Source organism: Cytobacillus oceanisediminis (assembly GCF_004366035.1).
Lineage (GTDB): Bacteria > Bacillota > Bacilli > Bacillales > Cytobacillaceae > Cytobacillus > Cytobacillus oceanisediminis_C.
In genome coordinates, this window is record NZ_SOEE01000002.1 from 159,533 (window position 1) to 180,666 (window position 21,134).

A 21,134-nucleotide genomic window follows, 5' to 3' on the forward strand; every position below is an offset into this window, starting at 1 on the left:
TTGAATAGTATAGATTGAGGTGGTTAGTGGTTGAATTACTTAAAAAGAAGTAAACGTAGGGTTTTAGTTCTAATATAATTCGAGGAATTAAAGTAGAATTGTTTGTAACTAGAAAAAATTTGGCTTTCTTTCCTAAGAAAAACAGGAGTGAAAATCTTAAAATTTATAAATTTTCTGAAAATAAGTTGAATTTTTTCTGATATTGTTTATACTAAACTTGTAACATACCGACCGGTCAGTTAGTAAAGGAGGGATGGAATTTGGATTTTTCCTACTCATCAAAAGTACAGGATCTCATTAGGAAATTGAATGTGTTTATGGAAGAAAACGTTTATCCGAACGAAACATTGTATGAACAGCAATTGAATGAACAGGACAGCCGCTGGAGTGCTATTCCGCCTATTATGGAAGAGCTGAAACTCAAGGCGAAAGACACTGGGTTATGGAACTTATTTTTACCGGAAAGCGACTATGGCGCAGGACTCACGAACGTGGAATATGCTCCACTTTGCGAAATTATGGGACGATCGATGATTGCACCGGAGATTTTCAATTGCAATGCACCTGATACCGGCAACATGGAAGTGCTCGCAAGATATGGCACCGATCAGCAAAAGAGTGATTGGCTGCAGCCTCTATTAGAAGGGGAAATACGATCTTGTTTTTCAATGACAGAGCCGGATGTTGCCTCTTCTGATGCTGCAAATATTGAAGCCCGGATTGAAAGGCAAGGTACGGAGTTTGTCATTAATGGACGGAAGTGGTGGTCCTCAGGTGCGGGAGATCCGAGATGCAGAATAGCGATCGTCATGGGTAAAACCGATCCAGCAGCCAGCCATTATGAACAGCAATCTATGATTCTTGTTCCTTTGGATACGCCAGGAGTAAAAATAGAGAGGATGCTTCCGGTGTTTGGCTATGATCATGCTCCCCATGGTCATGCTGAAATTACATACGAAAATGTCAGAGTTCCCGCTGAAAATATGATTTGGGGTGAAGGGAAGGGGTTTGCCATTGCACAGGGAAGGCTTGGTCCAGGACGCATCCATCATTGCATGAGGCTAATAGGGGCAGCAGAGCGTGCTCTTGAAGAATTATGTAAGCGTGTACAAAATCGCATCGCGTTTGGAAAACCGCTCTCTAATCAGGGAGTCATCCAGGAATGGATTGCGGATTCCCGAATTGAAATTGAACAGGCAAGACTATTAACACTTAAAGCGGCCCATATGATGGATACAGCCGGGAATAAAGCGGCGAAAACGGAGATTGCTATGATCAAAGTTGTGGCCCCATCCATGGCTCTTAAGGTAATTGACCGTGCGATTCAGGCTTTTGGCGCTGCAGGAGTCTCTGAGGATGTTCCGCTTGCGGCCTTGTGGGCAAATGCCAGAACACTGAGACTGGCAGACGGGCCAGATGAGGTCCATCGGGCACAGATTGCTAAGCTTGAGTTGAAAAAATACCATTAGGAGAAAGCAGGGAGCCATATGAACGTGATGGATTTATTTGACCTAACCGGGAAAACGGCACTGATTACTGGAGGAGGGCGAGGGCTTGGTGCCCAGATTGCGGAAGGCTTTGCCGAGGCAGGGGCGAATATCGTTCTTTGTTCAAGAAAGGTGGAGGCATGTCAGGAAACAGCTGATCGCCTCGCGATTCTTGGAGTGAAAACTTTAGCTCTATCCTGTGACATAAGTAAACCCGAGGACGTCCATAAAGTGGTCGAAGAAACGGTTAAGGAATTTGGAAGCATTGATATTCTTGTCAATAACAGCGGTGCCACCTGGGGAGCACCTGCCGAAGAAATGCCGCTTGAAGCCTGGCATAAAGTTATCAATGTGAATGTGACAGGGACGTTTTTAATGAGCCAGGCTGCAGGTAAGATCATGATTGAGCAAAAGTCCGGAAAAATCATTAACATTGCCTCTGTTGCCGGCCTTGGCGGCACTGATCCCAGGGTGATGGATACGATCGGCTATAACACAAGCAAAGGCGCTGTTATTACAATGACAAAGGATCTGGCTGTAAAATGGGGCAGGCATGGCATCAATGTGAATGCGATTGCGCCAGGGTTTTTTCCTACTAAAATGTCAGCTGCGATTATTGAGCAGGGGAAAAATCCAATTCTGGAGGCGACGCCTCTCAGACGCTTAGGATCTGAAGACGATCTGAAAGGGGCCGCTTTGTTCCTGGCTTCCCATGCTTCAAATTATGTAACAGGGGACGTATTAATCGTTGATGGCGGAACACATGCAATGTAAATACCGCAAATTTAGGAGGAATTTAGTATGAGCGAGAGGAAAACCTGGCATGCCCGCTATCCTGAATCAATTGCAGCCGATGTAACCATTCCGAGCAAGTCAATGCCTGAGATGCTGCAGGAAGTTACAGCGATGTATCCGCAGAATACAGCTTTATCTTTTTATGGCCGAAAAATGATTTATGCGGAACTTCAAAAAGCCGTCTATGGATTTGCTGCATCACTGCAGAAAAATGGGGTTCAAAAAGGCAGTCGTGTTGCCATCATGCTTCCCAATTGCCCGCAATATGTGATTGCGTATTATGGCACACTTGCAGCAGGCGCGATCGTTACTCAAGTAAACCCGATGCTCGTTGAGCGCGAGATTGAGTATATCATGAATGATTCCGGTGCTGAAACTCTTGTCGTTTTTGATGCTTTATATCCACGCGTAAAGGGGGTACAGAGCAAAACGAAATTAAGAAATGTAATTGTTGTCAGCCTCCAGCAATCAGAAGCAGATTTTTCTCCTGATAAAACGTTTGAAGGTTTTTTACATGAAGGAAAAGGGCAATTCAACCCGGTAAACATTGAGCCTGAACATGATATAGCCGTCCTTCAATATACGGGCGGTACAACCGGACGATCCAAAGGAGCGATGCTGACACATTACAATGTACTCGCCAATGTCGTTCAGTCATATGAATTTTTTAAAGAAAGGACGAAAATAGGCGGGGAAAAATTCTTAACCGTCATTCCGCTTTTCCATGTTTTTGGAATGACTGCCTGTATGAACTTTGCCATTTATACTGCCAATGAATCTATTTTGCTGCCTCGCTTTGAATTGGAGGAAGTGCTTAATACGATTAAAAATGAGCAGCCATCTGTATTTCCGGGTGTTCCAACCATGTATGTGGCAATCACCAATCATCCTCGTGCAGAGGAATATGGCATTAACAGCATTGAAACCTGCAATAGCGGAAGCGCGCCAATGCCTGTCGAACTGCTCCGCGATTTTGAAAGAAAAACAGGAGCAAAAATACTCGAAGGCTATGGCTTATCCGAAGCTTCTCCAGTAACCCACTGCAACCCGCCTTTTTCAGAACGGAAGCCAGGAAGTGTCGGAATCGGTTTTCCTGCAACTGATTATAAAGTAGTCGATTTGGCCACAGGAACAGAAGAAGTTCCCAATGGAGAACTCGGTGAGGTCATCATCAAGGGCCCGCAGATCATGAAAGGATATTGGAATATGCCTGATGAGACGGCCGTCACATTACGGGATGGATGGCTCTACACAGGTGATATTGCAAGATTGGATGATGACGGCTTCCTTTATATTGTCGATCGTAAGAAAGACCTGATTATTGCAAGCGGATATAATATTTATCCTCGCGATATCGAGGAGGTGCTCTATGAACATCCTGCAGTTCAGGAGGCCGTAGTCATTGGTGTCCCGGATGCATACCGGGGTGAAACAGTAAAAGCTTTCATCGTGCTGAAAGCTGGCAAAACGATGGCCGAAGAAGATATCATTTCATACTGCAAGCAGAACCTGGCTGCCTATAAAATCCCGTCTTCAGTAGAATTCCGCCATGAGCTTCCAAAGACAAATGTCGGAAAAATCCTTCGCCGGGCTTTACGGGATGAGGTCCGGAGCCACTGATTTTATGTTATAATTCTGTCGATATTTTCTAACAGAAGCGGGGACTAACATTGAAAGAAAAAATTACTGAAAAGAGCATCCGGCTATTTGATCAGAAAGGCTTCAGCGAGACATCGATTCAGGATATTGTCGATAGCATTGGTGTAACGAAAGGGACATTTTATTACTATTTTTCCAGCAAAGAAGAACTTTTGATGGATATCCATCTTCGCTACATTGATGACATGCTGGCCAATCAGCACGAAATCCTCGCGGATGATTCCAAATCCTGCAAAGACAAACTCTTTGCGATTGTTCAAATGCTGCTCAGGAATATAAAAACACAGGGAGCAAGCGCCAAAGTCTTCTTTAGGGAAATGCGTAACCTCAGTGACGAAAGCTTATCGGAAATCATTCCGAAAAGAGATGAGTTCAGGCTGAATATCGAAAAATTAATAGAAGATGGCAAACAGAACGGAGAGTTCCGTACGAATCTCAACTCCCCGATTATTGCCTTTGGCATCCTAGGTGTCACCAACTGGAGCTATCAGTGGTTCAATCCTGATGGATCAATATCTGATCAGGAAGTGGCCAAGATATTTACGGAAATGATTTTAAAAGGGATCGAGATTTAGCTATCCGCGAAATTTTGATTTTATCAGCGATAGACAGTAAGAGAGGTAGTCTTACAGCCTCTCTTACTCCTGACATACCAACTGGTCAGTATAAGGAGGAGAAAAGATGAATGCAAATGATGTTAAGCAAATTACCGTTATCGGTGCAGGGCAGATGGGCCACCAGATCGGAATGCTTTGTGCGCTGGGAGGGTTTGAAACGATTATTCAGGATTTGAACGGAAACGCATTGCAGGATGCTGAGGCAAAGCTTCAAACGATTATGTCTAAATGGGTCTCAAAGGGGAAACTTGCCGAAGATGCAAAAGCCTCTGCATTTAATAGGCTGCGCTTTTCTGCAAGCCTTGAAGAAAGTGTAAGGAACTCCGACTTGATTATTGAAGCAGTAACCGAAAAGCTTGATGTAAAGAAAGAGGTATTCAGCAAGCTGGAGCAGTATGCCCCTCCCAATTCCATTTTTGCGACAAATAGTTCAACAATCGTTAATAGTTTAATAGCTGGTGAAACGGAGCGGTCAGAAAAAGTCGTCAATATGCATTTCTTCTTCCCGCCTCTCGTTATGGATTGTGTGGAAGTAGTAATGAGTGAACAGACATCGGAAGAAACCGCACAAATAGCTATGGAAGTCTGTAAAAAAATCAACAGGACAGCCGTCCTTTTGAAAAAGGAAATTTCCGGGTTCGTAGCAAACCGCATTCTCGGTTCGCTCCAAAAAGAGGCAGTGGCTTTGTATGAACAGGGAATTGCAGACTATAAAGACATCGATATCATCTGCCGGAAAGCATTGAATCACCCAATTGGCCCTTTCGAGCTTATGGATTTATCCGGACTCGATGTGGCCTATTATGTAATGGAGCAGCGGTATCGTGAGACGGGAGATCCAGCCGATAAACCGTTTGCCTGTGTTGCTGAAAAAGTGGAAAAGGGCGAATTGGGCAGAAAGACAGGCAAGGGGTGGTACGAGTATCATTCAAATAAGATTAAAAGTTAAGGGGTGGCGCCATGCATGAAATGCAGGTAACAGTGAGATTTTGCGAGACTGATGCACTTGGCCATGTCAATAATACCAGTTATTTTATATATCTTGAAGAAGCGCGTGTAAAGTATTTCGAGACGCTTGGCTACAGCATGGATGTGAAAAAATGGAGCTTTATCCTGGCATCCGCTGCATGCGATTTTTTAAGCCAGGGGTATTTTAACCAAGCCCTTACGGTAAAAACGTGGGTTTCAAGAATCGGCAGGAAAAGCTTTAAGCTGACCCATGAAATTGTCTGTACCCACACAGGCGATCTCATTGCCAAAGGGAGCGCCATCATCGTATATTTTGATTTCGGCAAACAGGAGAGTGCAGTTATACCTGATCTGCTTCGCGAAGGCCTTAACCAAAGTATAAGGGAAACATAGATCAAAAAATCTGAATTTTCATTTAAAAGGGAGGAGTCACATGCCGCAGCAAATGAGCCAGGATACCATTCCTATGAGAAAAGGGGAGCAATTGAATACAGCTGCACTGGAAAAATTCCTGCGGAGCGAGATTGGGAACCTTCCAAATGAGCCACTAGAGATTCTGCAGTTTTCCGCAGGGCACTCCAACCTGACATATCAGCTCAAAATGGGAGAATGGGAAGCTGTGCTCCGCAGACCACCGCTTGGACCTGTTGCACCGAAAGCTCACGACATGGAGAGGGAATTCAGAGTGATTTCTCAGATCCATCCCTTTTTCAAGGCAGCTCCGAAGCCGCTCCTTTTCACAGATAATAAAGAAATTGCCGGAGCAGCATTTTTCATTATGGAAAGAAGGCATGGAATTGTTTTAGATACCTCTTTTCCTGAAGGAGTTGCACAAGACGAGGGAGTTTGCAGAGGATTGTCTCAAATTATGGTTGATAAACTTGCCGAACTCCATTCCATTAACTATAAAAGGACAGGTTTAGCTGAAATCAGCAATCCTGATGGATTTATGGAAAGGCAGGTGCATGGCTGGATTGGCCGGTACGAGCGAGCCAAGACAGATGAAGTTTCTGAAGCGGATACACTGAAAAAGTGGCTGATTAATCATATTCCAGTTAGTCCAGAACCTTCCATCATCCATTATGATTACAAACTGAACAATGCTATGTTCAATAAGGATTTGACAGAAATGGCCGGTCTTTTTGACTGGGAAATGTCCACGGTAGGTGATCCGCTGGCAGACCTTGGTGCAGCGATGAGCTATTGGATTCAGAGCGATGATCCCGATTTGCTCAAGTTTGGCTTAGGTAAACCGCCAGTAACTGTTCTAAACGGCTTTTACTCCCGCTGGGAATTTATGGAGGCATATGCTAAAAAGACTGGCCGGGATCTCAGCAGCATGAATTTTTATTTAACATTTGCCTACTTCAAGCTCGCCGTTATTTGCCAGCAAATCTATTACCGCTATAAGAAAGGCCAAACAGGCGATGCTCGTTTTTCACAATTCCATACATTCGTTAAAGTGCTCCTGAGACATGCTGTACAGGCTGCAAACGAGAAAAACTGAAATGAAGAAAGTACATGTGATTGTAAGGAAAGAGGATATTTCAGAAGAGAAATTAAGTGAAGGCAGTAAAGTGGCCGTCGTTTTGGATATTCTTCTCGCGACCACGACGATTACTTCAGCTCTTTCAGAAGGAGCTGCGGAAGTCATCCCTGTATTGGATGTTGCGGAAGGGATGAATGCTGCTGCAGGCATGGAGCCGGAGACTTTTGTTCTTGCCGGCGAGACTCACGGGAAACTGATTGATGGATTTGTGTATCCCATTCCAAGCCGCCTCCGTGAAATGGTAAACGGCAAGAAACTGATCCTGTCAACAACAAATGGAACGGTAGCTTTAAGAAAATCAGCCTGTGCCTCAAAAGTCTATATCAGTTCACTATTAAATAATCGGGCTGTTGCTGAGTCCATAAAGGGAGAAGCTGAGACAGTCATCGTTGTATGCTCAGGAAATTCGGGAGAACTCAGTTTGGAGGACTTTTACGGTGCAGGGCACTTTATCGATTGCTTAACCGATTATGAACAATGGGAAATGACCGATTCTGCAAAAGCTGCATTGGATTTTTACCGGGGTGCATCAGGGAGCGCTTTTGATATCCTCTCATCATCCAGGGTAGGCATGCTTTTTGCCCGTCACGGGATGGCAGAAGAATTAGAATTCGCTTCACAGACTGATATGGCAGTAATTGTACCCATTCTGAAAAATGGCAGAGCGGCCATCCTTCAGACCGCTTTAAAAGGAGAGTGAATCCATAAATGGAAGAAGTAAAAACTGCTAATCCCGGAGCGAGTTTTTTGTTCACAAAGCTTAATCCTGAAACACTTTTCACACCGGAGGATTTTACGGAAGAGCATATCTTAATCGGAAGAACGGCTAAACAATTTGCTGAAAAAATGGTTCACCCTGAAAAGGAACGGATTGAAAACCAGGAATTTGAGGTGGTAACGGATTTGCTGAAGAAGGCGGGCGGACTTGGCCTCCTGGCACACAGCATCCCCGAAAAATACGGCGGTCTTGGTTTGGATAAAATCAGCAAGGGAATAGTCGGTGAAAACATTGCCTCATCAGGAGGATATGGGGTAGCCCACTCCAATCATACTTGCATTGCGACCCTCCCTATTACTTACTTTGGAACACCAGCGCAAAAAGAAAAATATTTGCCGAAGCTTGCCTCAGGGGAGTACATCGGGGCTTACTGCCTGACAGAACCGAACGCAGGTTCAGATGCCCTATCTTCCCAGACAACGGCTGTTCTGAATCAAGAAGGAACACATTATATCTTGAATGGCACCAAAATTTATATTACTAACGCTGTATTTTCAGATACGTTTATTGTTTACGCTAAGGTGGATGGCCAGCATTTTACCGCGTTTATCGTTGAGCGGGATACACCAGGGCTTTCTCTTGGACCGGAAGAAAATAAGATGGGCATCAAAGGGTCTTCAACTAGATCGGTCATTTTTGAAGATTGCCCAGTGCCAGCTGATCATTTGCTGGGCGAAGTGGGCAAAGGCCATATTATTGCTCTGAACGTCCTAAATCTTGGCCGATTCAATTTGGGTTCTGCCTGCATGGGGGCATCTAAAACCGGATTGAAGAAAGCTCTACAATTCACAGTGGAAAGAAAGCAATTTGGAAAATCCATCTTTGATTTTCCGGCTACCAAGGAAAAAGTCGCAAAGATGGCAGGGAGAATTTACGCAGCAGAATCGCTGCAGTATCGTACAGCAAACCTGCTGGAAGAATCGTTAGGAGATTTATATGATTCATCTAATTTAAAGCTTATTGGAAAAAGAATGAGCGAATATGCCACAGAATGTGCGATCTGCAAAGTGTTTGGCTCGGAAACACTCGACTATGCGGCAGATGAAGCACTGCAGCTTCATGGCGGAGCAGGATTTATCAAGGAATACGGAGTGGAACAAATGTATCGTGATTCCCGCATTAACCGTATTTTTGAGGGAACAAATGAGATTAATAGATTGCTGATTCCTACACACCTTTTCCGTAAAGCATTGAAGGGTGATATCGATTTAGCCGCAAGAGTGGAGGAGGCTGTTTTTCAGTTGAGCAAACCTGAACCAATCGGTCAGGCCATTTTTGAAAAAGAAAGAGCAGCAGTTGATACGGTGAGAAACTTATTCCTGTTAAACGCCGGACTCGCTTACGAAGCATTTGGCAGCTCACTTGTTCATGAACAGAAAGCACTTATGAAGCTCGCCGATCTGGCCATTGCCCTGTATGCTTCAGAATCGGCTGTCTATCGTACTTATAAAGCTATTCAAGAAAGGGGTGAAGAAAAAGAAGAATTGAAGATTCTTCTGACAAGGACGTTTATCGAAGGTGAGATATGGGATGCAGAAAGGCTATCCCGTCAGCTTGTATCAGAATTGGCTTCTGAAGGGAAAAGAGATCAATTGATCGGATTAGTTATTCGTGAATGCGGCAGGTTCAGTTCCTTTGGGAAGGAAAGTGCGAGAAACAGAAGGATTGCTGAGCTTGTATATGATAATGGCGATTATTGCTGCTAGATATATAGAGAAGGAGTGTTTTAAAATGAAAGCCATCCAATTCAAAGAGTATGGAGGACCTGAAGTCCTTACCTTAATCAACCTTGACCGGCCTCAGCCGACAGGGCGTGAAGTATTAATCGAGGTGCATGCCATTGGAGTGAACTATGCAGATACGGCAAGAAGAGAAGGGCAATACGTTGTGCCGACTCCTCTCCCATTCATTCCTGGTGCGGAAGTAGCAGGTGTTGTCGCTGCAGCAGGTGAAGATGCGAAAATTCCTCTTGGTACAAGAGTGGTTACGTTAATTGAATCAGGCGGATACTCGGAGTATGTAACAGCAGATGAAAGAGGGCTGATTCCCCTGCCGGAAGGATTGGATTTTAAACTGGCTGCGGCTCTGCCCCTGCAGGGATTGAGTGCCTATCATATTCTAAAAACGATGGGCAGGCTTGAAGCGGGTGAAAGCGTCCTTGTCCATGCAGCAGCAGGGGGTGTAGGCACACTTGCTGTTCAGCTCGCAAAATTATTCGGTGCAGGAACCGTCATCGCCACAGCCAGTACAGAGGAAAAACTTCAGCTTGCGAAAGAAATGGGTGCAGATGTTCTCATAAATTATACAAAAGAAGGCTGGGAAAATGAGGTACTCGAAGCAACTGCCGGAAAAGGTGTGGATATTGCACTCGAAATGGCTGGCGGGGAAATTTTTAATAAAACCCTGAAATGCCTTGCAGCCTTTGGCCGCCTAGTCATTTATGGTGTGGCAAGCGGGGAGCAAAGCCGGTTTTATCCTTCTTCTTTAATGGGACGGAACCAATCAGTCATCGGGTTTTTCCTGCCGCAGATTATGAGAAAGCCTGAACTTCTGCAGCCGAGCATGAAGGAATTATTGACATATGCAGCTGAAGGAAAGCTGAAGCTGACAATTGGCGAAATCCATCCTCTTGAGGATGCTGCCAAGGTGCATCAGCGAATGCAGTCGAGACAAACAAAAGGAAAGCTTATTCTTGAACCTGCAAGATAATTGGAAGCCTGCCATTTAACCAGTGGCAGGCTCTTTTTCTATTAAACTGACAGGAATATAAGGATTTGTATAGAACATAAATAGTAGTGCTGATCATTTTTTTTGAGGGTGATTTATATGGAAAAGGAAGAGGTAAAGAAAAAGGTACAAAACACATTCGGTAAAAATGCAGAAAAATATGTGACAAGCAAAATTCATGGAGATGCGGCTGAGCTTAACCAGCTCGTTCAAACTCTGAATCCGCATAAAGATTGGGTTGTGTTGGATATCGCCACAGGAGGCGGGCATGTGGCCAAAAGTCTGGCACCTTTTGTTTCCCAGGTCTTTGCTGCTGATTTGACAAAAGAAATGCTGGCCAATACCGCACGCCATCTGGAAAGCTATAAAAATATCTGGTATGTCACCGCGGATGCTGAAGCTTTGCCATTTCTGGATAAGTACTTTGATGCGGTAACCTGCCGGATAGCCCCCCATCATTTTCCCAATCCCGAAAGGTTCATTACTGAAGCTGGAAGGGTTTTAAAACCAGGCGGCCATTTCCTGATGATCGATAACATATCACCTGAAGAAAAAGAGCTGGCTGGTTTTATGAACACTGTTGAGAAATTGCGGGATGACAGTCATTGCCGGTGTTTGTCGACAGGAGAGTGGAGAAAGTTATTTGCTGCTTCCGGGCTGCATGAAACCAACACGAAGAGCAGGAAGAAAACATTTGAATTCCCGTCCTGGGTAAGGCGGACAGCTGAAAGTGACGAACAGATTAGGGCAGTCGAAGATTATATTTTGCAGGCTGATCAAGCAGCGGCGGATTACTTTCAAATCGAATTTCATGACGGCAGGGTGCAATCCTTTAAAGTGGATGAATGGATGGCACTTTGCGTGAAACATTAGGAGGAAATTGTGATGGACTTAAACCTGAAAAATAAAAAAGCGCTAGTGGTGGCTTCAAGCCAGGGACTGGGTAAAGCAATTGCAGCACAGCTTGCACAGGAAGGCGCGAAAGTGATGATCACAAGCAGGGATGAAGCAAAACTGCAAGCTGTTCAAAAGGAATTCCGTGACCACTATAATGTTGAAGTTGAATATCACCGTGCAGATGTGACCAATCCGGAAGATATTAAACAGTTAGTCAAATATACAGCTGAAATACTTGGCGGAATCGATATCTTGATCAATAATGCCGGAGGACCTCCCGGGGGAACGTTTGAATCCCTAACAGATGAAGATTGGGAAAAAGCGTTTCAATTAAATCTATTAAGCCATGTAAGGCTGATCCGAGACGCACTTCCCGAATTAAAGAAAAATGGAGGAAGGATCATTAATATTGCCTCTTCAAGCATTAAGCAGCCGATACCAGGCCTTCTGCTATCCAATACATTCCGTTTGGGCATTGTCGGAATGACCAAAACACTCTCAGAGGAATTGGCAGCTTATAATATCTTAATCAATACAGTAGCTCCGGGAAGGATTTCGACGGATAGGGTTGATTATCTGGATCAGCATAACGCGGACCGGCAAAACATCTCCAAAGAAGAAGTTGCTGAAAGAGCCAAAAGCAATATCCCGCTGCGCAGATATGGAACCCCGGAAGAATTCGCTAACGTTGTCACTTTCCTGGCTTCCGACGCAAGCAGCTATGTGACAGGAAGCTCCATTTTGGTCGATGGCGGGATGGTGAAAGCATTATAGGAGGCTATATTTGTTTGGACAGCTAGTGTGCGAGTCCGAACCCGGGCCAACTTCGGACAGAGAAGTCAAAAAACCCGGTGTGAGAGTCCGAACACGGGTCAACTTCGGACAGAAAAGTCGAAAACTCCAGTGTGAGAGTCCGAACCTGGGCTAACTTCGGACAGAAAAGTCGAAAACTCCGGTGCGAGCCCGAACCTGGGCTAACTTCGGACAGAAAAGTCGAAACCCCCGGTGAGAGTCCGAACCTGGACTAACTTCGGACAGAAAAGTCAAAACCCCCGGTATTAGAGTCCAAACCCGGTGCAACATCGGACAGAGAAGACGAAAACCCCGGTGTGAGAGTCCGAACCCAGATCAACTTCGAACAGAAAAGTCAAAACCCCGGTGTGAGAGTCCGAACCCCGCGCACCTACTGGAAAACTCAGCATAAAAAAAGACGATTTTCCGCATTTCCTAGGAAAATCGTCTTTCTCGTTAACCTCGTTTTGTAATCAGGATCCAAATATATAATAGTATGGAGATCACTACCGAACCGGCTGATGCCATATAAATGCTGCTGTAGCCGAACAAATGGGCGATTTGGCCAAAGACCATTGCACCTATCCCAACTCCGAGATCAAAGAAGGAGAAGAACGTTGCGTTAGCCATCCCGCGCCGATTGGCAGGCGCTTCTTTTACAGACCAGGCCTGAAGGGCAGGCTGGACTGATCCGAATCCCAGACCATAAAGAATGGCCGCTATATACATAATCATGCTGTTAGGCAGCCATGCCAGCAGGAACATGGCTGCTAAAATCAGCACCGCACCAGGTAAAAACACCGCCTTATGTCCCCGTTGATCATATAATCTGCCGGCAAAAGTCCGGGAAATCATTAAGGCGATCGCAAACAGCAGGAAATACCAGTGTATTCCGCCTATGCCTTTTTGAGCAGAGTATATTGGAAGAAACGAAGCGATGCCGCCGAAGGTAACGGTAATGAAAAATAAAAGAAATGAAGGCCTTAAGGCACTTTTTTCATAGATATCCCACCGCTTCAAGGGAACACTTTGTCTTTCAGCCTGCTTGTATCTGATTCTCGAAGATAATACCAGCGCGGCTAATCCCAGCAGGGCACAAATTAAAAATAAGAGCTTGAAAGATATAATTCCGGCAAGCGCCAGTCCAAGGGTGGGGCCGAAAGCCAGGGCTATGTTCCCGGAAAGACCGAAGTAGCCCATCCCTTCCCCGCGCCGATTAGCAGGTATCAAATCGGTAGCAATAGTTCCGGAGGCTGTAGTTGAAAAACCCCAGCCAAATCCTTGGACAATCCGTAGGACAAATAGGAAGATTAAACTATTAACAAATCCAAATGAACCAACCGAAAGAACGAAAATCGCAAGGCCCGTTAAATAGACAAACCGCCTTCCCTTTGTCTCCAGCGTATGTCCTGCATAAGGACGCAATAGCAGAGCAGAGAATGTAAAGATGCCGACTACAATACCGATCAGCTGGTCATTCCCTCCCAACTTTTCTACAAAAAGTGGGATCGTGGGCAATGTCATTTGAAATCCGAGAAAAATAAAAAAGTTGGACATCAATATGAGCACAAAATCTCTGGACCAAATCTTCTCAGAGCCTGCATTCTGTTTTTTTGCTATAGTATGAGCCATATAAATCCTCCCAAAAACGATGTAAAATGATTAGGTAATCTAAATATTTTTCTATTATAAATGAAAACAAATGGAAATTCTAATGAATGCCACTTTAAGGAGGATTCAAATGAAGATTAGAGAAAGAGGAGTAGCGATTGGAAAACTGAAGCCTGGAAAAAAGAACTGCATTACAGATGTAGAAGGGGTCATGGTAGGCCAAGTCACTCTGGACTATCCTCTCAATGATAATGACCAATATGTCTGTACTGGTGTAACCGCAGTTTTGCCTCATGGCGGAAATTTATTCCGTGAAAAGGTCCCGGCAGCAAGCTATGTCATCAATGGCTTTGGAAAAACGACGGGTCTGGTACAGGTAGAAGAATTAGGACTGATTGAATCTCCCATTATGCTGACAAACACATTTGGAGTTCCAGCGGTAACACAGGGAACTCTGGAATACTTGTTACGAACCACTCCTGAAATTGGAGACACAACTGGAACGGTCAATATCGTCGTGGGAGAATGCAATGATGGGTATCTAAATTCCATTCGGACACTTCCGGTGAAGCCGGAACATGCATTAACAGCCATTGAAAATGCCAATTCGGAAATAGTGGGGGAAGGTGCGGTCGGAGCAGGAAAAGGCATGGTGTGTTTCGGGTATAAGGGCGGAGTAGGAGCGTCATCGAGACTCATCGGTAAAGAACAAAGCTCAAAGGACTACATAATCGGGTGCCTGGTGGTCACCAATTTTGGCAATAAAGATGAATTTCCATTCAGCAAATACGGCCTGTCAGAAATTCCGCTGGAAACCAAGGAAACGCCCGATGGGTCGATTATGATCATCCTGGCCACGGACGCACCCTTCAGTGAAAGGCAGCTGAAAAGGCTTGCCAAGAGATGCGGCATTGGCCTCGGCCGGACAGGCAGTCATTACAGCAACGGCAGCGGGGATATAGTCATTGCTTTTTCAACTGCCAGAACCATTTCTCACCAGAGCACTGGACACGTTGAAGTTGCCCATTTGATCAGAGACGACCATCCGCTTATGAACAAGCTTTTCCAGGGTGCTGCCGAAGCCGTGGAGGAAGCAATTCTCAATTCCTTGTCCCAGGCAGAAACGACACAAGGGCGGCAGGGAAGAGTGGTGGAGGGGATGTTTTCATAAGACATTTATCTACATTTTAAAAAGTCTATCTTTTCAGTTAATTACTTGATATAATAATTTACAAGTGAAAATACCAGGTGAGGGCGCCTTAATAGGTAAGCTGTTTTATGGCTTATTCTGTTAAGGCGCCTTTTTGTATGGAGCAGATTGTAACCGCTTACTGTAATAATTAGATTTGGTGCAGACCGCGCCCTATACTCGAAGGGAGGCAATTTATGTTTACATGTACATTAAAGAATGAAACCTATCAATTCCATTCAATTGCAGATGTTTTGGCAAAAGCCAGTGAGGAAAAATCAGGGGATAAAATGGCAGGCATTGCTGCCAGATCTTCTCTTGAACGAATGGCAGCCAAAGTGGTGTTAAGTGAAATAACACTAAAGGAAATATATGAAAATCCGGTTATTGCATATGAAACGGATGAAGTAACCCGCATCATATATGATGATCTTAATCTTTTTATTTATAAAGATATCGCAAACTGGTCTGTTGGAGAATTAAGGAATTATATTTTGTCCCACGGTACCAGTACCTCGGATTTGTTCAGAATAAGCAGGGGTCTGACAAGCGAAATGATCTCCGCTGCAGCAAAGCTGATGTCGAGCATTGACCTTGTAATGGCTTCACAGAAAATCAGGCCAACGGCCCACTGCAACACAACGATTGGCGAGCCTGGACGCCTGGCATTCCGCTGCCAGCCAAATCACCCCATTGATAATCCGGAGGGTATTCTTGCATCCATGAAAGAAGGCCTGTCCTATGGTTCAGGTGATGCCGTCATAGGCGTGAACCCCAACAATGACTCTGTTGAATCAGTCTCGAGGATTTTACATATGACACATGATTTTATTCAAAAGTGGGATATTCCAACGCAGAACTGTGTTCTTGCCCATGTTACAACCCAAATACAAGCCCTCAAAAAAGGTGCCCCTATCGCTCTTATGTTCCAAAGCCTTGCGGGTACACAGGCGGCAAATGATGATTTTGGAGTTTCAAAGGAAATTATCGATGAAGCCTTTCAGCTGATGGCCACACAAGGCACATCAACTGGCCCGAATCAGCTATACTTCGAAACTGGCCAGGGATCAGAAGTATCGCTTGATGCCCATCTTGGCATAGATATGCAGACACTCGAAGCACGCACCTATGGATACGCCCGGCATTGGAAGCCGTTCATGGTTAATAATGTATCAGGTTTTATCGGGCCTGAGACAATTTATGACGGCAAACAGGTGATTCGTGCAGATCTCGAGGATCTTTTTATGGGGAAAATGCATGGACTTCCGATGGGGATAGCCCCTACATATACCAACCATATGCAGGCAGATCAAAATGATCAGGAAATTGCAGGGATGCTGACTGCTCTTGCCGGAGCGAATTTTTATATGGGCGTGCCTGGGGGGGACGACGTTATGCTGAGCTATCAGGATACCAGCTATCATGATGATGCAAGCTTAAGAGAAATGCTTGGGCTCCGTCCCCTTCGCGAATTCGAGATATGGCTTGTGAATATGGGAATTATGGAAAATGGCAAACTAACCGAACGTGCCGGAGATCTATCAATTTTTAAGTAGGAAGGGGGAATAGTAATGGATATTCAGACAATCGTGAATCAGGTAATGGAAGAGCTCCAGAAAGAAGGGCAAATTAGAAATAGTCCTATTGTAAAAGAATCTGCCGAAACAAAGGAATCAAAGGTCCGCAATATAAATTATGAAAAGATTAACCAAGTAGGTGTAGAACAGCCAGCCAATCGTGAAGAGATTGAGAAGGTGCAATCCATTACTCCTGCCAGGATTGGGATTGGACATACTGGAACACGTATGAAAACAAAGAATTACCTGGAATTCAGGATAGACCACGCAGCAGCCCAGGACGCAGTGTTTAAGGACGTTTCTGATGATTTGCTGAAAGAATTAAAGCTGCCTGTACTGTTTTCAAAATCTGAAACGATGGACCAATACTTAATGGACCTGGACAGCGGGAGACAACTCAATGAAACATCCAGAAAATGGGCTGCAGAAAATCTTCCGAAAAACAAACAGGTTCAAATCATTGTATCAGATGGACTGAGTTCAACGGGTGTTGAGGCAAATATAAAAGATCTGCTGCCAGCGCTTGTCCAGGGTTTAACATCGAAAAATATTACTATTGGAGATCCTGTTTTTATAAAGCGGAGCAGAGTTTGGATTCAGGATGATTTAGCTTCTATTGTCAATTGTGATTGCGTTATTTCACTCATAGGAGAGAGGCCTGGATTGGCAACCGCTAAAAGCATTAGTGCCTACCTGATATACCAGCCCAATGAGGATACTGTCGAAGCAGATCGCACTGTTATCAGCAATATTCATGAAGGAGGGGTCCCCCCTGTTGAGGCGGGTGCTCATCTGGCCGATTTAATAGAAGTGATATTAAAGCATAAAGCCAGCGGTGTAAAATTAGCACAGCTTAAATAGTATAGGAAGGCAGCAGGATTCCAATTTTTCCAGCTGCCTTTTCCATTCTCCAGGAGAATTCCATAACTGTACCAAATTTCCTATTAAACAATCGAAAACGATGTTGACATTCTTCGGCATTCCCTTTAATATTTTTATATATTCTGACACTTTTAAAAAATTATTGGGAGATCTCCGCCTATGCCAAACTTCTCAGTCGAAGAGTTATGCACTCTTCATACAAGTCTTTCAAATATGGATGTTGAAAGGATTAAAGAGGTCTCTGCCAATCTTTCATTAATTGCCGATCTGAACCAGGCAAACGTTTTTGTTGATTGCCCTACTAAAGAAGGCAAACATGCGATAGTAGTAGCTGAAGCTGCCCCAAATACTGCTAAATCCGTTTATCAGAAGCCTGTCGCAGGCAAGTTTGCCTATGAAGCTTTTGAACCCGCCGTTTTATATACCCTGAGGACAGGAAAGAATATGTTTCTCAATCGCGCCTTGACACAGGAGGGCAAGACGGTGGAGCAAAGCGTGGTGCCGATTAAAGGATCAGAGGACCGTGTCATCGGGGCACTGATTATGGAGAAGGATATAAGTGAGAAGCTTCAGCGGCAGCTCAAATTGGAAGCGTTATCAGAAGCCACTGAAACCTTGAGCGGCATACTGATCGGAATGGCAGAAGATCGGCCGATCATCCCTGAGGTAATCGAGGAATCACTATTCTTTATTGACCATGAAAATAAGGTTGTCTATAACAATCCATCAGCAACTAATCTGATTCACGAAATTGGAAAGGAAGATTGCAGGCCCGGCGTTCCGCTGATTGATTGTTTTCCCTGTATTCAAGAAATTCTTAACGAGCCGGAAGAGCTTCTTGTAAAAGAAATGAAAATGATGAATAAGGTATTCCGTGTTAAGAAAATAAGTCTTGACCTTGCCGGTAAGTCGAATGGAACCTTCATCATACTTAAAGATCTGACAGAGCTCAGGGAAAAGGAGCGTGAGATTGCTGTTAAATCTGTGGCCATACGGGAAATCCATCACCGTGTCAAAAATAACCTGCAGACTGTTGCCAGCCTTTTGAGGCTTCAGATGAGAAGGGGTGTGCCGGAAGAAAGCAAGGTGCATTTCGTGGAAAGTCTGAACCGCATTTCAAGTATTGCTTCGGTGTATGAAATTATTCTCTCGAGCTCAGGTGTGGATGAAGTAGATATTTACAGCTTAATAGAGAAAGTTGGCAATATGCTGGTCCATGAAGCAAAACACGAGCAGAAAAAGATACATATTCAGTACAGGGGACCAAAGCTTTTAATCGACTCTGAAAAAGCTGTATCCCTGTCTCTCGTCATTAATGAACTTATACAGAATTGTGTAAAGCACGCATTTAAACATATGCATGAAGGGATAGTCGATGTCTGTTTCGAATATTCCAATGATGAAATTAAGGTTAAAGTCATTGATAACGGTGAAGGATATTCCCCGGAAGCAAAACCTTCTCTAGGCTTAGATATTGTGAAAATGATGATCGAGCATGATCTATCCGGTCATTTTTTAATCGAACGGGCTGAAACAGGGACCATTGCAGCTGTGCAATTTCCCTTTGAAAGGAAGGCGGAATAGCTGTGAAAAAAAGAATTATGGTTGTGGAGGATGAATCGATTGTCCGTATGGACTTAAGCTTAATGCTCCAGGACGCTGGCTATGAAGTTGTAGCTGAGGCTGGCGATGGTGAAAGGGCGGTCGAGCTTGCTTTTTCATTAAAGCCTGATTTAATCCTGATGGATATCAAGATGCCAAATCTGAATGGACTAAAAGCAAGTGAAATCATTTCCAACAAAATTAACACACCCATCCTGATCCTTACAGCATACAGTCAGCGGGAATATATAGATAAGGCCAAACAAGCAAATATACTCGGCTACCTTGTTAAGCCTGTAAATGAAGCCAGTCTGATTCCTGCGGTTGAAATTGCGCTCAGGCAGGCAGAAAATGCAAATGCATTCCGGGAACAAGTGGAATCCATGAATCAAAAGTTAAATGAAAGAAAAATAGTTGAGAAAGCAAAAGGCATTTTAATGCAAAAGTTTAACATGCCTGAAGAAGATGCTTTTAGGAAAATGCGAAAGATCAGCATGAACAAACAGGTTACACTGGAAAATGTGGCAAAGCGTATCATAGTAAAATATAACGCTTAATATCTTTTACAAGTGGATAGAACAGGCAAAGGTGCCATGCGTCTGCAAAAGCTGACGTACGGCACCTTTTTGTCTTTTTACCTATTTTTTTTACTATCAAACTGCTATTTTATCCTATTTTCTTGTAAAGAAGCTGCAGGATTCCGTTAACATACAAAAACTTTTTAGGGAGGGATTTATGATGGAAATGGTAGGCAAAATTGTTATTTACATTATCATGGCTTGTGCAGTAGCTGGAGCATTTGCAGCCATCCGCAACAGTGATGAGGGGTTAGGCAAGCAATTTATGGAGGGGCTTCATGCCGTTGGCCACATTTTTGTTCCGGCTGCAGGGATCATGGCTTCCATTCCATATTTATCGTGGTTTATCGATAAGGTCTGCGGTCCATTTTTTGCTGCAATCGGGGCAGATCCTGCAATAGCTGCAACTGCCATATTGGCAACCGATATGGGCGGCTACCAGTTAGCTGAAGTGTTAAAGCAAACACAGGAAGGCTGGATTATGGCGATGATCGTCGGTTTTATGGCGGGTGCAACCATTGTTTTCTCCATACCGATGGGCCTGGCCATGCTTGATAAGAGAGACCATAAATATATGGCTCTAGGTGTGATGTCAGGCGTTCTGACCATTCCAATCGGTGCTTTCATTTCGAGTGTGATTATTGCCGTTTCCAGTTCAAGTTTCAGGGATTTCATTTCCACATCCGGCGAGGCAAAATATCAGTTCGCGCTCGGTTTGGGACAAATCCTATTGAATTTAAGTCCGCTTTTAATCTTTGTTGTCATGATTGCACTGGGGTTATATTTCCTGCCGGATTTAATGATCAACGGGTTCATGTGGTTTGGACGTATTTTAGATGCGGGAATTAAGCTGGTTTTGGTATTTTCCATCGTGGAAATTTTTACTGGATTATTCTCAACTGTATTTGGAGGATGGGGCTTCCACCCAATTATGGCAGACTCGGAGGATCAGTTCCGGGCGCTTGAGACTGCCGGCTATATTGGGATCATGCTTGCCGGTGCATTTCCGATGGTTTATCTTCTTCAAAAGTATGCCGGCGGCCCTCTGGAGGCTCTTGGCAGTAAAGTGGGATTAAGCAAGGAAGGCAGTGCAGGGATAGTTGCCACAATCGCGAACATCCTTGCGATGTTTAAATTGGTCAGAACAATGCCGCCTAAAGATAAAGTCATAAATATTTCCTTTGCAGTCTGTGCGGCCTTTTTGCTTGGTGACCATTTATCCTTTACAGCAAATTTCCAGCCAACATTAATCCTTCCGATTATAGCCGGTAAAATTTCTGCTGGAATCATCGGAATTGGGTTAGCGTACTGGCTATCTGTACCAAAAGCTCTGGAATTGGAGAAAAAAGACCGTGAAGCTGGCATTATCGGAAAAGATGAATATTTAACAAAGGAAGAAAAAGTAAAAAAAGCAATATAAGCAGC

At 44.2% G+C, this 21,134-nt stretch carries 19 protein-coding genes; 18 read left to right on the forward strand and 1 reads right to left on the reverse strand.

Features of this window, described 5'->3' with window-relative positions; all coding sequences use genetic code 11:
• The first annotated feature begins 260 nt into the window (after window positions 1-260).
• The 12 genes from DFO72_RS05135 to DFO72_RS05190 all read left to right on the forward strand — a co-directional run bounded on the left by DFO72_RS05135 (window position 261) and on the right by DFO72_RS05190 (window position 12,252).
• The gene (locus DFO72_RS05135; RefSeq protein WP_113881101.1) at window positions 261-1,469 is read left to right on the forward strand and encodes an acyl-CoA dehydrogenase; all 1,209 of its coding nucleotides are present in this window, start codon (window positions 261-263) and stop codon (window positions 1,467-1,469) included.
• Window positions 1,470-1,487: 18 nt separating this feature from the next.
• Complete coding sequence (locus DFO72_RS05140; protein WP_113881100.1) at window positions 1,488-2,261, forward strand: SDR family oxidoreductase; 774 nt, start codon at window positions 1,488-1,490, stop codon at window positions 2,259-2,261.
• 27 nt (window positions 2,262-2,288) lie between these two features.
• Window positions 2,289-3,902 (forward strand): long-chain-fatty-acid--CoA ligase, encoded by a 1,614-nt coding sequence (locus DFO72_RS05145; RefSeq protein WP_113881099.1) that lies wholly within the window; start codon window positions 2,289-2,291, stop codon window positions 3,900-3,902.
• 50 nt (window positions 3,903-3,952) lie between these two features.
• A complete protein-coding gene (locus DFO72_RS05150; protein ID WP_113881098.1) occupies window positions 3,953-4,516 on the forward strand; it encodes a TetR/AcrR family transcriptional regulator in 564 nt (187 codons plus the stop codon).
• Between the two features lie 106 nt (window positions 4,517-4,622).
• Window positions 4,623-5,507 (forward strand): 3-hydroxyacyl-CoA dehydrogenase family protein, encoded by an 885-nt coding sequence (locus DFO72_RS05155; RefSeq protein WP_113881097.1) that lies wholly within the window; start codon window positions 4,623-4,625, stop codon window positions 5,505-5,507.
• 11 nt (window positions 5,508-5,518) lie between these two features.
• Window positions 5,519-5,920, forward strand: a complete 402-nt coding sequence (locus tag DFO72_RS05160; protein ID WP_113881096.1) for an acyl-CoA thioesterase — start codon at window positions 5,519-5,521, stop codon at window positions 5,918-5,920.
• Window positions 5,921-5,960: 40 nt separating this feature from the next.
• Window positions 5,961-7,034, forward strand: coding sequence for a phosphotransferase family protein (locus DFO72_RS05165; RefSeq protein ID WP_181782246.1), 1,074 nt, complete (start codon window positions 5,961-5,963; stop codon window positions 7,032-7,034).
• A 1-nt stretch (window position 7,035) separates the two neighbouring features.
• The gene (locus tag DFO72_RS05170; RefSeq protein ID WP_243856068.1) at window positions 7,036-7,776 is read left to right on the forward strand and encodes a 2-phosphosulfolactate phosphatase; all 741 of its coding nucleotides are present in this window, start codon (window positions 7,036-7,038) and stop codon (window positions 7,774-7,776) included.
• 8 nt (window positions 7,777-7,784) lie between these two features.
• Window positions 7,785-9,560 (forward strand): acyl-CoA dehydrogenase family protein, encoded by a 1,776-nt coding sequence (locus tag DFO72_RS05175; RefSeq protein ID WP_113881095.1) that lies wholly within the window; start codon window positions 7,785-7,787, stop codon window positions 9,558-9,560.
• 25 nt (window positions 9,561-9,585) lie between these two features.
• The gene (locus tag DFO72_RS05180) at window positions 9,586-10,563 is read left to right on the forward strand and encodes a quinone oxidoreductase family protein (RefSeq protein ID WP_113881094.1); all 978 of its coding nucleotides are present in this window, start codon (window positions 9,586-9,588) and stop codon (window positions 10,561-10,563) included.
• 117 nt (window positions 10,564-10,680) lie between these two features.
• A complete protein-coding gene (locus DFO72_RS05185; protein WP_113881093.1) occupies window positions 10,681-11,454 on the forward strand; it encodes a class I SAM-dependent methyltransferase in 774 nt (257 codons plus the stop codon).
• Between the two features lie 12 nt (window positions 11,455-11,466).
• Window positions 11,467-12,252 (forward strand): SDR family oxidoreductase, encoded by a 786-nt coding sequence (locus DFO72_RS05190; protein ID WP_113881092.1) that lies wholly within the window; start codon window positions 11,467-11,469, stop codon window positions 12,250-12,252.
• Window positions 12,253-12,726: 474 nt separating this feature from the next.
• On the opposite strand, the gene DFO72_RS05195 is transcribed toward DFO72_RS05190, so the two are convergent.
• Window positions 12,727-13,902, reverse strand: a complete 1,176-nt coding sequence (locus tag DFO72_RS05195; RefSeq protein WP_113881091.1) for an MFS transporter — start codon at window positions 13,900-13,902, stop codon at window positions 12,727-12,729.
• A gap of 109 nt (window positions 13,903-14,011) precedes the next feature.
• Here DFO72_RS05195 and DFO72_RS05200 point away from each other — a divergent pair, with 109 nt between their 5' ends.
• From DFO72_RS05200 to eutH, 6 genes are all read left to right on the forward strand, one after another.
• Window positions 14,012-15,052: a P1 family peptidase gene (locus DFO72_RS05200; protein WP_113881090.1), complete on the forward strand. Its 1,041-nt coding sequence runs from the start codon at window positions 14,012-14,014 to the stop codon at window positions 15,050-15,052.
• Window positions 15,053-15,267: 215 nt separating this feature from the next.
• Window positions 15,268-16,626 carry an ethanolamine ammonia-lyase subunit EutB gene (locus DFO72_RS05205; RefSeq protein WP_113881089.1) on the forward strand — a complete coding sequence of 453 codons (1,359 nt, stop codon included), beginning with the start codon at window positions 15,268-15,270 and terminating at the stop codon, window positions 16,624-16,626.
• Between the two features lie 15 nt (window positions 16,627-16,641).
• Window positions 16,642-17,508 carry an ethanolamine ammonia-lyase subunit EutC gene (gene eutC / locus DFO72_RS05210; RefSeq protein ID WP_113881088.1) on the forward strand — a complete coding sequence of 289 codons (867 nt, stop codon included), beginning with the start codon at window positions 16,642-16,644 and terminating at the stop codon, window positions 17,506-17,508.
• 180 nt (window positions 17,509-17,688) lie between these two features.
• A complete protein-coding gene (locus tag DFO72_RS05215) occupies window positions 17,689-19,113 on the forward strand; it encodes a sensor histidine kinase (protein ID WP_113881087.1) in 1,425 nt (474 codons plus the stop codon).
• Window positions 19,114-19,115: 2 nt separating this feature from the next.
• Window positions 19,116-19,688 carry an ANTAR domain-containing response regulator gene (locus tag DFO72_RS05220; RefSeq protein WP_113881086.1) on the forward strand — a complete coding sequence of 191 codons (573 nt, stop codon included), beginning with the start codon at window positions 19,116-19,118 and terminating at the stop codon, window positions 19,686-19,688.
• Window positions 19,689-19,869: 181 nt separating this feature from the next.
• Entirely contained in the window at window positions 19,870-21,129 is a 1,260-nt protein-coding gene (eutH, locus tag DFO72_RS05225; RefSeq protein ID WP_113881085.1) for an ethanolamine utilization protein EutH, read from the forward strand.
• Window positions 21,130-21,134: the final 5 nt, after the last annotated feature.